Source organism: Photobacterium kasasachensis (genome assembly GCF_050336885.1).
GTDB classification, from domain to species: domain Bacteria; phylum Pseudomonadota; class Gammaproteobacteria; order Enterobacterales; family Vibrionaceae; genus Photobacterium; species Photobacterium kasasachensis.
In genome coordinates this window covers 532,811-548,975 of the sequence record NZ_JAKJSH010000004.1, presented here as the reverse complement: position 1 = coordinate 548,975, position 16,165 = coordinate 532,811, and the positions used below count along the sequence as shown (strand labels likewise).

Sequence of the window (16,165 nt, the reverse complement as noted above, 5' to 3'; positions counted from 1 at the left end):
ATGGCTATTCCATCTTTGCCTTCCTATTCCATGCCTTCAGCAGAGCAGTTTCCGGCCAACAAAGTGACCTGGGAATTCGAGCCGGATAAAGCGGCACTCCTGATTCATGATATGCAGGAATATTTTGTCAGCTTCTATGACAAAGACAGTAGCCTCATTCAATCCTTGCTAAATCAGATCGTCGCATTGAAACAGTTCTGCGAAGCGCAGGGGATCCCGGTGATTTATACCGCCCAACCCAAAGAGCAGAACATGGCTGATCGTGCGCTGCTAAACGATATGTGGGGGCCGGGTCTCAATCGTTCTCCTGAGTTGCAGAAAGTCGTGGCTGAGCTGACGCCCAAAGAGAATGACACCGTATTGGACAAATGGCGTTACTCCGCCTTTCAGCGCTCGCCGCTGGAACACATGCTTAAGGAGCTGGGAAAAGACCAGCTAGTTATTTGTGGTATCTACGGCCATATTGGCTGCCTGATGACGGCTGTGGATGCCTTTATGCGTGATATCAAGCCGTTTATGGTCGGGGATGCGATTGCCGATTTTTCGTTGGAAGAGCATGAAATGGCCCTGAAATATGTCGCGACGCGAAGCGGTAAAGTGGTCAGCACCGCAGAGATTCTGGCCGCTGGCGAAACGGCTCCAGCCCTGACCAAAGCTGGCTTGCTGGCACAATTGTTAGCGTTTATCGATGAAGAGGAAGAGGAGTTCGATCCGGACGAAAACCTGATCGACTATGGCCTGGATTCCGTGCATATCATGTCGCTGATCACCGAGTGGCGAAAGCATGGTGTTGAGCTGACCTTTGTTGACCTGGCGGATGAGCCGAGCCTCAACCGCTGGTGGGCGCTGATTGAAGCCAAGCTGGGGGCGTAAACATGACATCACAAGTAACTGGGACTCAAGCTGTAGAGACTCAAGTAGCAGGGATCCCGGCCAACGCCAAACCGCTCAATACTGCGCAGCATGGCTTATGGCTGGGGCATACGCTCAACGACAACAAAGCGCTGTTTAACACTGCCGAGTGTATTGCTTTCGAAGGCAAGGTCGATAGCAAACAGTTGACACTGGCCATTGAGCAGGCCGTCAAAGAAAGCGAGTGTCTGTATTGTCATTTCGTCAGTGACGACGAGCAGACACCGTACATGCAGCCAGCGCAGTGCGATGTATCAGTAACCATTGAAGAACTTGATGCCTCTGATTTTGGTGAGCGTGAAGCCGTGAAAGCATGGGCTAAGGTCGATATTGCCAAGCCGCTGGACTTAACTGATGGCCTGCCATGTCGGTTTACCCTCTTGCGAGGCGCAACGAACGACTACCTCTATAACTGTGTCCATCATATTGCCTTGGATGGCTTCGGTACGACCTTGATGTTCCAGCGCATTGCTGAAATTTATACCGCCCGTGTTGCCGGCCAGGTTGTGTCGGAGAATCCGTTCGGCTCGTTTGATGCAGTACTGGCGGAGGATGCCAAGCGGGTGGCATCAGGCGCATACGAGAAAGCCAAACAGTTTTGGCTCGATACCCTGGTGGATTACCCGCAACCTTCGTCGTATAGCGACAAAGTGGCCCCGATCACCGCTGATTTCCACCGTACCTCATCGAACGTCGAGGCCGGTGTGTGGCAGGCTCTGAATGAGTGCTGTGAAGCGAATAAGTTGACCTGGGTTGATGCCTTTTTGGCGGCATTGTGTGCCCACCTGAAGCAGCAGACCGGTGACAATGCGGTCATGCTGGGCATGATGGTGATGAACCGTCTTGGCTCCAAGTCTCTGACGGTGCCAAGTATGCAAATGAATATTGTGCCATTGGTGATGGCCTTTGAACCTGAAGACGACTTTATCACCAGTGCCAGAAAAATCGCGCAACACAAGAAAGCGATGCGCCGTTTTCAGCACTATCGTTATGAAGATCTTCGCCGTGACCTGCACCGTGTCGGTGGCGAGCAGCGTCTGTTTGGCACTCTGGTTAATATCATGCCGTTCGATCATCCGCTGCACTATGGCGATCTGGCCGCGCAAACCTTGAATCTCAGTGCCGGGCCGGTAGAAGACATTACCATAGAGCTTCACAGTAAGACGGAAGGCCTGCCGAATATCGATTTTGATGCGAACCCAACCGTTTACTCACCTGAACAGCTGACCTCTTTGCAGGACGGATTGCTGACTCTCTTGGCTCAGTGGGTTGCTGAACCGACACTGAAGGTGAATGATCTGCTTGATCGCCAGTACGCAAATGCCCGTAAGGCGGCATTGATTACGGGTGACTGGGCGGAAAGTGAAGCGATTACCCAAGCGCCCGGGCAAACAACTCAGCCGACGACACCAGTGGTTGAGCTAATCAATGATCAGGCCCTGATGCAGCCAAATACCGTGGCAATTGAGCAAAATACGCTGGCAGGCGTGCAGCAGGTGACGTACCAGCAGTTGATGGTGCAAGTCAAACAAGCTGCCTGTGTCTTGACCCAGCGTGGTGTGCTGCGCGGGGATCGTGTGGCGGTGGCCATGTCACGCTCGATTCAGCAGATTCTGACCCAATTGGCGGTGATGCAGTGCGGTGCGGTATATGTGCCTCTGGATCCCGAGCAGCCTTTAGAGCGTCAGCAAAGTATCGTGACCCAAGCGGATATCCGCACCTTAATCACGGAAGCTGAATTCCAGCACGCCTTGGCACCGCTGGCGATTCCGACCGTACTGCTGGCAGGCCATCTGCGCGGCGAAGGGCTGCATGAGGAACAGGTTGCTGGCGATGATGTGGCATATGTGATGTTCACATCGGGCTCGACCGGCGAACCGAAGGGCGTAGAAATCAGTCACGGGGCATTAAGCCATTTTGCCGCAGCGAGTGCAGCGACTTATGGCATTAATGTTGATGACCGCTTGCTGCAATTTGCACCGTTTAACTTTGATGCCAGCATCGAGGAAGTGTTTGCTACCTTGACTCAGGGGGCGACCCTGGTACTTCGAACTGATGCCATGCTTGAATCTATGCCTGCGTTTGTCGAAGCGATCGAGCTGGCCGGAATTACGGTACTGGATCTCCCGACAGCATTCTGGAATGAATGGGTGGTCAGCTTACAGGCTGGCGTAGCCACTATCCCGGGAACCCTTCAACGTGTGATTATCGGTGGCGAGGCCGTTTATCCGGAGCAACTGGCCCAGTGGCAGGCAGCAGTTGCCCAGGCGGTTCCGGCGCGTACTATCTCGTTGTTCAATACCTATGGGCCGACAGAAACCACGGTTGTTGCGACTTCAAGCGAGCTTAGCTCGCAATCAAGCGATACCAATGCTTTGCCAATAGGTTTGCCGTTGCCGGGGGTGAGCGTGCTGATCCTCGATCATGCCAACCAACCGTCGGAGACAGGTGAACTTGTTCTGCTGGGGCCGACACTGGCGCAAGGCTATATTGGCCTCTCGCACCCGGCATTTACCACTATGCTGATTGGCGAGACACCGTGCCGGGCCTACCGAACCGGTGATCGCGTTACCTTCCGCGACGGACAGATTGTCTATCTGGGCCGAATAGACAATGAATTCAAAATCAGTGGCTATCGCATTCAGCCTGCAGAGGTCGAGTCTCACCTGTTGGCACTTGATGCGGTGAAGGAAGCCTGTGTACAGGGTGTTGTTTACCCGAACGGGATCCGTCGACTGATTGCATTCATTGCCACTACCGACAGCAGCTTAGACGCCATCCACATCAAGCAACTGCTGAGCGAGCACTTACCACCGGCGATGATCCCAACCGATTACCGCTTCTTCGATATTTTACCGAAAACCGTCAGTAACAAAGTTGACCGTAAAGGGCTGCTAGCCAGTTATGACAACGACAATAACGAGGTGAGCCTGGCGACCGAAACAGAGCAGCGCGTGAGTGCTATCTGGCAACAGATACTGGGTGTCAGTGGTTTGCATTCTCAGGCGAACTTCTTTGAGCTTGGCGGGCAGTCGCTGCAAACCATCCAGATTGTGAACCGCCTGGCGGCTGAATTTGGTGTGACGGTGAAAGTGTCGGATGTCTTTGATAACCCTGTGTTGAGTACGTTCTGCCAGTATCTCGATGAGATGCAGGAACAGAGTGAAGATGAAGTCGAAATGGTGTGGTAATGAATCAGAATCCAGTAGCAAGCATGATGCAGTTTTATAACAAGTGTGTTTGGGTTACCGGTGCCGCACAAGGTATCGGGTTGCAGGTCGCGTTAAAGTTTGTCGATCTGGGCGCCACGGTGATTGGGCTCGATATCGCCTTTGACGATCAAGCCGACTACCCGTTCGAGACTATAACCCTGGATATCAGTGAACCGTTAGCAGTCAAGGCCGCGGCCGACACCCTCTTACAGCAGCATCCTACCGTGGATGTGCTGGTGAGTGTGGCCGGTATTTTACGCCTCGGGGCTACCGAGGAGTTGTCGGTCGACGACTGGCATGCGTGTATCAATGTGAATGCATCGGGCCCGTTTTACCTGCTTCAGCAGCTGATCCCGGTGTTCAAAAAGCAACAAGCCGGTTCGATAGTCACAGTCAGCTCCAATGCGGCCCATGTGCCGCGTCAGCAAATGACGGCGTATTGCGCATCCAAGGCGGCGTTAACCAGTCTGTCGCATTGTGTCGGACTGGAACTGGCTCCTTACGGGGTGCGGTGTAACGTGGTCTCACCGGGATCGACGGATACGCCAATGCAGCGGATGCTATGGCACACACCGGATGCCGAGCAGCGCACCATTGCAGGTTTTCCCGAGCAATACAAACTTGGTATCCCGCTAGGAAAAATTGCCCAGCCTGATGATATTGCCAATGTCGTGACCTTTCTTGCCTCAGACTTGGCTGGCCACGTCACCATGCAAGACATAGTGGTGGACGGCGGTGCCACCCTCAACGCTTAAGTAGGATCCATCATGACAGATATTATTACCTTACTCATGACGCTTGAGCGTAAAGGGGTACGACTTGCTCTCAATAGCCAGTCACAGCTGGTGTCTCAGGCTAATAAACAAGCCATGACCCCTGATGTGGTGGCGCAGATCAAAGCCAATAAAGACGATATTGTCCGTTGTCTGAAGGCGCAGCAGGCTTTTGACCAGCCGATCCCTGTGACCGGGCAAACATCGGGGCCGTTATCATATTCCCAAAGTGGGCTGTGGTTTATCGAGCAGTACGAAGAGAACTCGTATTTGTACAATATGCCGGTTCATTTTCGTGTTACCGGTCCGCTGGATTATGCGGCACTTGAATATGCTTTTGATGTATTGGCACAAAAACATGTCAGCTTGCGAACGCGATTTGCGATTAACGAGCATGGCAAAGGTGAGCAGCATATTGACCCCCATACGCCGTTCAAGGTGGAGCACAAAGATCTGTCTCATTTGCCGGAGAATGAGCGGGAAGACGTCTTGCTGCAGTGGATCATTGATGATGTCAATCGTCCGTTTGATCTGAATCAGGGGCAACTGACGCGTGTCGATGTGGTGAAGCTGGAGGAAGAGCTGCATATCCTGATGCTGACCCAGCACCATATTGTGTCTGATGGCTGGTCGGTAAAGAACATGTTCGCCGATTTCAAGCAGGCTTTCCTGTCTTACCAAAACCAGCAGCTAATGCCTGTTGTCCCCACCGAGCGAACCTATATCGATTATGCCAACTGGTTTAATTCACCGGCATTTCAGGATTATCACGCAGAGTTCAAGCCGTTCTGGGTTGAGCGCCTGGCTGGTATTCCAGAAGTACACAGCTTGCCGCTCGACAAACCGCGCCCTGCTGCCCACAACAATGACGGTGAGCTGGTGTTCTCGTCGATTGATAACGAGCTGTGGGCGAAATTCAAACGTCTGTGCCAGCAGTACAGTACGTCTAACTTTATCGGGCTGCACGCTGTCTTTTCATTGCTGATGGCACGCCTGAGTGACGAACAGGACATCGTGATTGGTACGCCGCTGGCTTACCGCGAGCGCCATGATATTGAAGACGTTGTGGGGTTCTTTGTTAATACCATCGTGCTGCGTACCCAGTTGGGTGAACAGCAGCGCTTTGTCGATTACCTGCAGTATTGCCGTGAGCAAGATTTGTCGGCTTTCGACCATCAGCTATATCGCTTTGAGTCCTTGAGCGAAGCCATAGGCACGGATCGCACTACGGCCATCAACCCTATCTTCCAAATCATGCTGATTTATCAGGCCAAGGTGGATTTCAATGACTTGATCCCGGGCTGCGGTGCCGTGGAAGAGCCGTCCCCAATCTTGCCGGCCAAAACGGATATCTCTCTCAAGGTCACCGAGCTGGTTGATGGCGTGCGGCTGGATTGGCTGTTCAGCAAAGGGATTTTCGAAAAGGCGACCATTGAACGCTATGCCGAGCATTTCCTGCATTTACTCACTGCCGTCGTGGAGCAGCCCGAGTGCAATGTGCAGCAGCTGCCAATGATTGCCGAGGATGAAGAAACTGCGGTTGCTTCACAACTGGCTCAGTTACCGGCCGCATATCAGGACAACTTGTTAACGCATCAGCTGTTTGAAAACGCTGTGGTAGCCCACCCTGACAAACTGGCGGTGGTCGCAGGGGAGCAGTCTCTGACGTATGCCGAGCTCGACGCTCGAGCGAACCAATTGGCCCATTGGCTGATTGAACGCGGTGTGCGACATGAAAGTCTGATCGGGATAGTTGCAGAGCGTGGCATCGCGTTTGCCGTATCTGCGCTGGCTGTCTGGAAAGCTGGAGGGGCGTATGTGCCCCTCGATCCGGCCTATCCTCTGAAGCGTCTGCAGCATGTGATTGACGATGCCAAGCTCTCTTTGATCCTTGCGCCTTCCGGTGAGTTTTCTGCCCAAATTCAACAGGGTGAGGGAGATCTGAACCTGACCGGTGCCGAGTTGGTGAACCTTGCCGACTCGACCTTGAGCGAGCGGCTGGCGCAGCTTTCAGATACCTCGCCGTTGATGCTGAATGGCACGCCGCATCAACTGGCGTATGTGATTTATACCTCAGGCTCGACTGGGATGCCGAAAGGGGTAATGGTCGAGCACGGATCCTTTGTCAATTTGGTACACGATCATAGCCAACGCCTGGCATTCGCCGCTGACAGCGTGATGTTCAACTGTATGTCACTGGCATTCGATGCCGGTAACATGACTGCCATGCTGCCGCTGGCATCGGGGATCACCCTGGCTTTCGGTGAGCCCAATGAGCAGGTGATTGTTCAGGCCGAGCAGTATCACTCGACTCATATGATCTGCTCTACCGCTTTGTTTGCAGCACTGCCGCCTCAAGCTGTTACGAGCTTGAAAATAGTGGCGTTCGGCGGCGAGGCGTGTCCGCCGCAGCTTGTTGAACGGTGGGCCGACAAAGTTGATTTGTTTAACATGTACGGGCCGACCGAATTTACGGTAACGGCGTTGGCCCAGCAACTGACGGCGGATCAGCCAGTAACCATAGGAACCAGCGTAGCCAATACACAGGCTTTGATCCTCGATGCACAAGGTAATCTGTGCCCTGATGGTGTGCCGGGTGAGTTGTGTCTGGCAGGTCTCGGCCTGGCCCGTGGTTACCTGAATCAGCCCGAGCTGACCGAGAAGGTGTTCATCCCATGGAAATGTCAGGGGCAGTCGGTACGACTTTATCACACGGGTGATAAGGCCCGGGTTAACCGAGACGGGCTGGTCGAATATATGGGGCGTATTGATGAACAGGTGAAACTCCGGGGTTACCGTATTGAGCTTGGGGAAATCGAAGCCCAACTAGCTGTCGTGGAGCCGGCCATTCATCAGGTCAAAGTCCGGGTAGCAGAACAGGGCAGCCGGAAAGTGCTGGTCGCCTACGCCACGTTGCGTGGCTGTTCGGCAGAAAATGGTAGCTCTGCAGAAAATATGGCATCGGAAGGCGTGGCATCTGCGGCCACGGCATCGATGATATTGCACCGCGCTTTAGCCGTCTTGCCAGAATACATGGTTCCTGCGCACTTATTCTTTGTTGATGACATGCCGCTAACGGCGAACGGTAAGCTGGATCCTCAGCGTTTGCCTTCGCTGGATGTGTCCGAAACAACATCAGTTTCACCACACAGTGAGCTGGAAGCTTCGGTGTTGGCGATTTGGCAGTCGACGCTGAATAACGAATGCGGCGTGGAAGATGACTTCTTCCGCTTGGGCGGCGATTCTATCTTGAGTATTCAGCTGACCACCAGGCTGCGAGATGCTGGCTATGCCTGTACGGTTAAGGATGTATTCGAAGCCAAAACCGTACGTCGCTTGTGCCGAACGCTCGTAGACAACAGCGAGACAGCACCAGCTATTGAAGCTGAGCAAGGGGTACTATCAGGCAGCTTCCCGCTGTTACCTATTCAGACCTGGTTTGCAAAGCAAGACTTTGCCAAACCGCAACACTGGAATCAGGCGGCTATCCTCAAGATCCCTGCCTTGAGCAAAGTGCAGCTAGTTAGTGCCATGGATCAGCTGTTTGAACATCATGACGCGCTGCGTCTGGCATTGCCACAGTGGGATGAGGATAGCCTGTTTGATGGTGTGGTTTCCCAGCAATATAACGACGGTGTTATTTTGCCGCCGCTTGTCGAGTTGGACGCCGCTTCTCTGGGCGATGACGGGCTGTTCCGGGCGTTCACTGAATTGCAGTCTGATTATGATCTGGCAAGTGGGCAAACCATGGCGTGGGCGCTGGTACGCAATCACCCTCAGGCCGCGGTTGCCCTGTTCCTTGCGTTTAACCACTGGGTGATTGATGCCGTGTCATGGCGCATTCTGACGGATGATTTTGCCAAGTTGTGCCGGGGTGAGGCGCTGGGACGTAAAACCACCAGTTACCGCCAGTGGGGAGAGGTGCTCGCGGAATATACCCGGCACAATCCGGCCCAGTTCGATTACTGGCTGGAGCAGGCGAAACACGGTGACAGTGCGTTGCTGCAAAAAGACAGGCACCCTGACGGGCAGGCCAGTGCAGCAATGTTGCAATTGCCTGAAACACTGACGCAGCGTTTGGTCTCTGGGGTGCATCATGCCTTTAATACCGAAGTGAATGACATACTGCTGGCCGCATTGGTGAAGAGCTTGTCTGATCTTGGCTGGGGCGATGCCCATACCATCATGCTGGAAGGGCATGGTCGCGAGGACATTTCGCCGCAACACGATGTCAGCAGGACGGTTGGCTGGTTTACCAGTACCTACCCGTTGTTGCTGGCGGTGCCAGCAGATGCTTCATTACAGGATGAGAGCAGTGCGCTGACGGCTTTGATTCAGCAGACCAAGGAACGACGCCGTTCAATACCCGGCAAGGGAATTGGTTTTGCCGCTTTCGGGCTGCATCACCCTGAAGGAGAGCAATTGGCGCTTTCCCCGATAGTATTCAACTATCTGGGGCTGCAGACACAAGCGAAAGGCGACTGGCGCCCGATTAGCATCGAGCCGGGCCAGGTGTTGTCGCCGCTCAACAAGCCGTCTGAAATCATCAGCCTGCACGGTGGCATCATTGATGGTGCGTTGACGCTTCGCCAAGTAGGTTGTCTGGCGCAGGCTCGAAGCGAACAGTTGATGGTGACTTTTGCTGCGAACATCGAAACGCTTATCGCGTTTTGTGAGCAAAGCTATGCCGAGCACGGGTGTCAGCCGACACCGGCCGATTATCCTTTGGTGAACCTGTCCCAAGAGGTGGTGGATCAGCTACACCAAACCTTCGATGTGGAAGCCATAGTGCCAGCGTCATCACTGCAGGCAAGCATGTTTGCGCATCAAAAGCGTTGTCCGCAGGATGATGCCTACCATTTGCAGACGCCGATTCATTACCCGCATGCGTTAAATGTCGATGCCTATCAGCAGGCCTGGCAGTTGGCCGCCGACCGCTTCCCTGCCTTACGGGTTGCATTGCAGAATCAGGGGGAACTGGTACAAGTTATCCGGCGTAAGATTGAGGTGGCTATTAAGGTCATCGATCTTACGGATTCGAACGCAAATGAGCATACCGATCCTCTTGCTGTGTTGGCCCGTTATCAGGCGGCCGATCTCGAGCGTCCGTTCGTGTTGGGTGAGACGACAGAGCCATTATTCAGGTTGCTATGTATAAAGGCCTCCGAGACAGATCACCATGTGCTGTTTAGCTGTCATCACGCCATCATTGATGGCTGGAGTGGTCCGCGGCTGTTTGGCGCTGTCCATGAAGCATATTTGGCCCTTCAGGGGGAAGCTGGCGAAGACTCAGCGCCGCAGAATGCAGCTCAGAATAGCCAACAGGAATCCCTACAGGAATTGTTGACGGCTGGACCGAAAGATAACGCCTATCTTGAGCATGCGGCGTATGCCGTGAACAACCAGGAGGCCGTTTCAGCATACTGGCATAAGAAGGACATTGCGAAGCAAGCCCGTAATGATCTGTCTGTGCTGTTTGATTCGGATTTTGCGCAGGCGACGATGCAGCAGAAGCCCGCCGTTGTCCGCTTGCGCCTGACCGACGATGAACAGCAGCGGTTGGTGGACTTTGCTCAGGCGGCTGGCGTAACCAATAGCGTGGTGGTGCAATATGCCTGGCACCGTCTGGTGGCGAAAGTGACCGGAGATGCGGTTACTGTAGTGGGCAATGTGGCGTCAGGACGTGATGCGCCTGTCGATGAGATAGCAGCCAGTGTCGGCCTGTATATCAATTCATTGCCTTTGGTGATGCGCTGGAATACCGGAATGACACTGGGCGAGCACATTGCCGAGCTTCAACGTGAGCTGATGGGGCTGAACGAGCACGCAACGCAGTCTTTGATTGAGCTTCACAATGGTCAGCCACGCTGTTTCGATAGCCTGTTTGTGTTCGAGAACTACCCGAGACCAGCCTTGCGTGCAGATCAACATCCGGCGGATGTTCCGCTAGCCCCGGTCTTTGGTCAGGCTTATGAGAAAGTCGAGTTTCCGCTCAATGTCGTTGTGACCGAAGTGGCGGGCAGTACGGCGCTTCGTTTTGAGTTTGATGAAGCCGAGATCAGCGAAGACAAAGCTGATGATGTGCTGGCGCAGTGGCTGGCCGAACTGCTGGAAATCATTCGGTTGCCGATTGAAAGCGACTCTCACATCTTCTTGCGTGCCGGTCATTCAATCTCTCGCGAGCATGTTATCAATGAGCAGGTGCCGGAAACAGATACAACGCTATCGGTATCTGCCGAGTGGGAAGAATTGGTGATGACCGTGCGCTCGGCCTGGATGTCAGTGCTGGCAAATGACGCCGTACAGCCTGCTGATATATGGCACGCGACTCTGTCGGATTTGGCGATTAATTCGTTGGATGTGATTCGGTTGGCGACGAATCTATCGCATACACTGAGTGACGTTGTCACGCCTGCAATGTTCTATCAGTCATCAAGTCCTGCGGGCTTTGCCCTGCAATTTTGGGCTAAGCGGCAAACGGCATCTACGGGGCGTGAAGCAAGCGCATCCAATGCTGTGTCTGCCGATACTGTGGCGGGTGATACTGCTTCTGCCGATGTTGGGGAGGCGAGCCATGCTGAGTGATTGTGGTGAGTCTTTGTGTGATTACTGGCAGGATCTGCTTAAGGGCGTTAATGAACCGACGCACTTTAGCGCCTGTCAGACATCGGCTTTGCATGCGGCGGCAGATACCTATGTACAGGTGAAGGAACAGACGCAGAAACTGTCGCCGGAATGGATGGCCGGGTTGCAGTCATTGTGTGCCGATATTGGTGTGGACGAGGCGGCAGTGTTGACGGCCAGTTGGCATTGGATGCTCTATCAGTACAGTGGGGAAAGACAAGTTATCAGCGGGGTGTCCGATTCGCCCTGCCAGACGGTGATACCGGCAGTCAGTTCCTTTGATGATCGTTCGGTAACTGTCTCGGCTTGGCTAAGAGCTATGCATGAGCAGCTAGCGGCGTCCAAACAGCAGATTGATTTTGATGGTGAAGCTGCAGGCTCAATGGTCGCGTTGCAGCCGCTGTTATGGCCGGCAAATATCATTACGAGCCTGCTGCATATTCGACACTGTGATGCAGGCTCGCTACCTCATCTGCAAGACAATAGGGGGCTCGTTGCTGGCAGTGAGTTGCCTGCTGGCTTGGTGGCCTCTATGCTGGTCGAGAAGGAGTCTTCATGGCAAGCTACCTTAACGTATTCCTCCGCTCACTTTTCAGCACAGCAAGCTTCCTATTTGCTGAAAGACTGGGTGAAGGTGTTAACGGGTCTTATACAGCGCCGATGGCAGAGCGTAAGTGAGCTGTGTGCGGGTGAGTGGCAGCAAGCCCGGCCCGTTCTCCGGCAGGATACAAAAAAAGACAGAATGGGTGAGTTGCCGTCAGAACCGGGCATTCTCACTGTAACTCTGTTGGCAGCCCTGCAACAGGCAGCGAGAGAGGAACGTACGGCGATCGAATGGCAACCCAATGATGCTGGCGGTTGCCAGATCAAGGTCGGGTATGCGGCGTTGTTGCACCGGGTCGCAGAGATCCAAGACCAGCTGGCTCAGCATCATGTGGTCTGCGGTGACAGAGTCGGGCTTCATGTCTATCGCCAGCCGGACATGATTGCCGCAATGCTGGCCTGCTTGTTCTCGGGGGTGACATTTGTGCCCCTTGAACCGTCTTTTCCGGCTGAGCGACTGGCAACCATCGAGCAAGAAGCAGCGCTGAAAGCGATTGTGCAAGATGCGTCGCTGGCGGCTGAGGTCTCTGCCGTGCCTTACTCGTGTGACGCTATTTTGCTGGCTGAACCTGATACTACATGGAAGCAGCCAAACAGTGGCCGGATGCCTCAACTGGCAAATGAGCTTTGTGCGGACACACCTGCTTATATGATGTTCACTTCGGGATCGACGGGAAAACCTAAAGGTGTGGTGATTGATCATCGGGCACTGGCGACATTTCTGCAGGCCAGTACCGAGCGGCTTGAATTGGATAGTTCCACCCGGTGGTTGCAGATCACCACGATGGCATTTGATATTGCGTTGCTGGAGATCTTTGCTCCCTTATGGGTTGGTGGATGTGCCGTTTTAACTACTAGTGAAGAGTATCGTGATCCCCATGCTGTTTGCCGCTACCTGACGGCGGAACATGCCATCACGGTACTGCAGGCGACACCGGCGTTTTGGCGTATGCTGCTAAATACAGGCTGGCAGGGTAATTCGCAGCTGGTGGCCCTGTGTGGCGGAGAGGCGCTCGATATGCCGTTGGCGCGTCGACTGGTGGCACGTACAGAGCGGGTGTGGAACTGCTACGGTCCGACAGAAGCGACTGTGTGGTCGCTGATGGCGGAAGTGACGGCCGATGCGCTGCAGCAGGCAACAGTGGTGCTTCAGCATAGTCTGGCGGGCTATACTCATCAGGTGGTTGATGCCGACTCGCAACCGGTGTCAGTCAATATGGTCGGTGAGCTGTGTATTCAGGGGCATGCCTTAAGTCAGGGTTACTGGCAGCGTGAAGCGCTAACAAACCGACAGTTTGTGACATTGTCGCCCGATTCAGTTCGCAGTTACCGAACCGGCGATAAGGTGCGTCGGCTAGGGACGGATTGCTACCAGTATTTGGGGCGCTTTGATGATCAGGTCAAATTGCGCGGATTTCGGATAGAGCTTGGTGAAATTGAAGCTCAGATGAAGTGCCAGAACTGGGTGAAAGACGCGGCGGTCAAACTGGTTGGTGAAGGGGATGATGCGCAGTTGGTTGCATTTCTGGAGGTAGATTCTGCACAGAGTTTGCCGTCCAAATTGGCGATTCGCAAAGCGTTGATGAAAACCCTGCCTAACTATATGGTGCCTAGCCGTTTTGTCACGGTGGATGTCCTGCCTAAAACGGGTAGCGGCAAGGTGGATCGTAAACAGTTACATGCTTAGGGATCTTACCGGGTAATACATATAGCTACTGGCACTGTAGCCTAAAGAAAAAGCCGATTGTTTCGTTGTGTTAACACGGAACAATCGGCTTTCTTTTTTGGGGAATTCTTACGGTGCGGCTATTACTGTGCAGAAGCCTGAGAAAGCGGTTCGGCATCGGGTTTGTTGACCAGTTCGACGATGTCCTTCATGACCTGGAGGGCTGCAAGCGGGCCACCGACCGAGGTCCAGAGCGAACCATCAACGGCATCATAGCGTTTGGTCTGGATGGCACTTAGCTGCTTGAAAGCGGGTGTGGATTCAGCCTGCTTCATTGCATCAACGGCTTCACCGGTCGTACTGAGCGTACCGATCACCATCCAGTTGCCGTCCAATACCCCTAAGGCTTCCAGGCTGAGCGACAATGAATGGGTATGCCCGGGATCCTGCTGGTAGGACGGACGTGTCATGCCTATATCGGCAATGATCTGGCTGGCAAAAGAGTCTTTAAACATGTATGCCGGCCCCTTGGGGTTCCAGCGAACGACGCTGATGGTCTGCCCAATTTTATCGCCAATTTGTGCTTTAGATTGCTGTACGGCTTGCTGGTACTTGGCCATGAAGTCAGTGGCTTGTTGCTGACGGTTGAGGATTTTTGCGGTGCGGTCGAAGGTTTCTTTCCATGGTTCGCCGCGTTTGAAGGTGACAACTGTCGGCGCGATTTCATTCAGTAAGGCCAACACTTCCGGGCGGTTCGGTGTCGTCAGGATCAGATCAGGTTCGAGCTCCAGAATGGTTTCCATGTTGGGACGGTTGAGATCACCGACAATTTGAATGTCTTGCTCTATTGCGGGTTGCAGGTAGCGGGGAAGCGTTTGCTGACCGCGACCGTTGACGGTGCCGATAGGGGTAATACCCAGTGCCAGTGCCGTATCGAGGTCGATTTCACTTAAAGTGATCACCCGCTTGGGTGTTGTTGGTATTTCGATAGCTGTACCGTAGACATCCTGTACGGTTCGAGTGGCGCTGTCATTGCCGCCGCTGTGGGCAGCAAAAGAGGCTGCAAGACACAGCGCGGAAAGTGCGATCTTACGGAGAAACATCATCATCCCTTATCTATACGTCATCATGAATACACAGAGTTTCTACCTGTACATTGAGTTTATTAACTTCAATAAATACAAAGTAGTAGGAGCGACTATGCTCGCTCAACAGGCATAAATAATATCTGATAAGGCGATTGATAACTATTTTTATTTAGATCTATCTATGGGATTTCGGCATTGTTATCATGTGCGCGGACGAGGTTAATGCATACATCAAATGTATGAAAAGAATAAAAGGGAGTTAGCGTGATAACAAAGTCACACCTCATAGGACTGTCAGCCTGCGTGGGGGCGGTTTGTTTATTGGTTTTGCTGTCGCTGTCTGTTGGGGCTGGCGTATATGGATTTAGTGATGCCTTCGGTTACCTGACCGGTTCGCCATTACTGAGTGCCGATGCCCAATTGGCTATGGTTATGGACACGCTGCGGATCCCCCGTACCCTGTGTGCGGTGATTGTTGGTGTCAGCATGGCGCTGGCTGCATCGCTATTACAAAGCGCAACCCGAAATCCGTTGGCAGAGCCGGGCCTGCTCGGGGTCAATGCCGGTGCGGTATTGGGGTTGGTTATCGGACTCAGCTATTTCGAGGTCGAATCGACACAAGGCTACCTGGTTTGGTCAGGCTTGGGGGCACTGATGGGAAATACTGTGGTGTTGCTCATTGGTCATCTCGTCGGTAAATCTCATCCGCTTAAACTGATCCTTGTCGGCGTAGCGTTGACGGCGACGTTTGGGGGCTTGTCGAATTATATCTTGCTATCAAACCAGGTTGTGCTGGATCAGTTTCGTTTTTGGAACTTAGGCTCGCTGGCTGCAGCGGATATGGATGCCATGCTGATGATCCTCCCTTTTCTGGGAGCGGCGGTGGTATTAACGTTTGCGCTGACTCGACAGCTGACTCTAATGCAATTGGGTGAGCATCAAGCTAAATCTTTGGGCATCAATACCGATGTCGTTCGTGTCGGCGTGTTAACGGCTTCGACCCTGTTTACCGCCTGTGCGATTTCTATCGCAGGCCCTATCGGTTTTGTCGGGTTCCTGGCTGCGTATTGTGCCCGTATGGCTGAGCCTGTTGTGTTATCCCTTCAAGTTGTGTTTTCCGCACTTTTCGGTGTGATTTTACTATTTATCGCTGACATTCTAGCCCGTTGGCTAATTCAGCCGTTTGAAATGCCCAACGGCGTGATCCTGGCTCTGATCGGTGCGCCTGTATTGATTGCTGTGGTTCACCGCGGCGGTTTTCGATCCTTGCTGGCGGTGAAGTAGGAG

At 53.5% G+C, this 16,165-nt stretch carries 7 protein-coding genes; 6 read left to right on the top strand and 1 reads right to left on the bottom strand.

Annotated features, from left to right (window positions below; all coding sequences use genetic code 11):
* From L4D19_RS02330 to L4D19_RS02310, 5 genes are read left to right on the top strand one after another with little or no spacing between them, the layout of a single operon-like run.
* The gene (locus L4D19_RS02330) at window positions 1-873 is read left to right on the top strand and encodes an isochorismatase (RefSeq protein ID WP_428451006.1); all 873 of its coding nucleotides are present in this window, start codon (window positions 1-3) and stop codon (window positions 871-873) included.
* Between the two features lie 2 nt (window positions 874-875).
* Entirely contained in the window at window positions 876-4,103 is a 3,228-nt protein-coding gene (locus L4D19_RS02325) for an amino acid adenylation domain-containing protein (RefSeq protein WP_428451005.1), read from the top strand.
* Complete coding sequence (gene dhbA, locus L4D19_RS02320) at window positions 4,103-4,879, top strand: 2,3-dihydro-2,3-dihydroxybenzoate dehydrogenase (RefSeq protein WP_428451004.1); 777 nt, start codon at window positions 4,103-4,105, stop codon at window positions 4,877-4,879. Before L4D19_RS02325 ends, dhbA begins: the two co-directional genes overlap by 1 nt.
* Window positions 4,880-4,891: 12 nt before the next feature.
* On the top strand, window positions 4,892-11,482 hold the full coding sequence (locus tag L4D19_RS02315; RefSeq protein ID WP_428451003.1) for an amino acid adenylation domain-containing protein: 6,591 nt from the start codon (window positions 4,892-4,894) through the stop codon (window positions 11,480-11,482).
* Window positions 11,472-13,811 (top strand): amino acid adenylation domain-containing protein, encoded by a 2,340-nt coding sequence (locus L4D19_RS02310; protein WP_428451002.1) that lies wholly within the window; start codon window positions 11,472-11,474, stop codon window positions 13,809-13,811. The genes L4D19_RS02315 and L4D19_RS02310 overlap by 11 nt, the downstream gene beginning before the upstream one ends.
* Before the next feature lie 122 nt (window positions 13,812-13,933).
* Here L4D19_RS02310 and L4D19_RS02305 read toward each other — a convergent pair whose 3' ends face one another.
* On the bottom strand, window positions 13,934-14,899 hold the full coding sequence (locus L4D19_RS02305) for an ABC transporter substrate-binding protein (RefSeq protein WP_428451001.1): 966 nt from the start codon (window positions 14,897-14,899) through the stop codon (window positions 13,934-13,936).
* A 243-nt stretch (window positions 14,900-15,142) separates the two neighbouring features.
* On the opposite strand from L4D19_RS02305, the gene L4D19_RS02300 reads away from it, so the two are divergent.
* Window positions 15,143-16,162, top strand: a complete 1,020-nt coding sequence (locus L4D19_RS02300) for a FecCD family ABC transporter permease (RefSeq protein WP_428451000.1) — start codon at window positions 15,143-15,145, stop codon at window positions 16,160-16,162.
* The last annotated feature ends 3 nt before the right edge of the window (window positions 16,163-16,165 follow it).

Bases quoted from the DNA above. Each gene is read 5' to 3' on its own strand.
- L4D19_RS02330 (WP_428451006.1), top strand. From the start codon at position 1: ATGGCTATTCCATCTTTGCCTTCCTATTCCATGCCTTCAGCAGAGCAG.
- L4D19_RS02325 (WP_428451005.1), top strand. From the start codon at position 876: ATGACATCACAAGTAACTGGGACTCAAGCTGTAGAGACTCAAGTAGCA.
- dhbA (WP_428451004.1), top strand. From the start codon at position 4,103: ATGAATCAGAATCCAGTAGCAAGCATGATGCAGTTTTATAACAAGTGT.
- L4D19_RS02315 (WP_428451003.1), top strand. From the start codon at position 4,892: ATGACAGATATTATTACCTTACTCATGACGCTTGAGCGTAAAGGGGTA.
- L4D19_RS02310 (WP_428451002.1), top strand. From the start codon at position 11,472: ATGCTGAGTGATTGTGGTGAGTCTTTGTGTGATTACTGGCAGGATCTG.
- L4D19_RS02305 (WP_428451001.1), bottom strand. From the start codon at position 14,899: ATGATGATGTTTCTCCGTAAGATCGCACTTTCCGCGCTGTGTCTTGCA.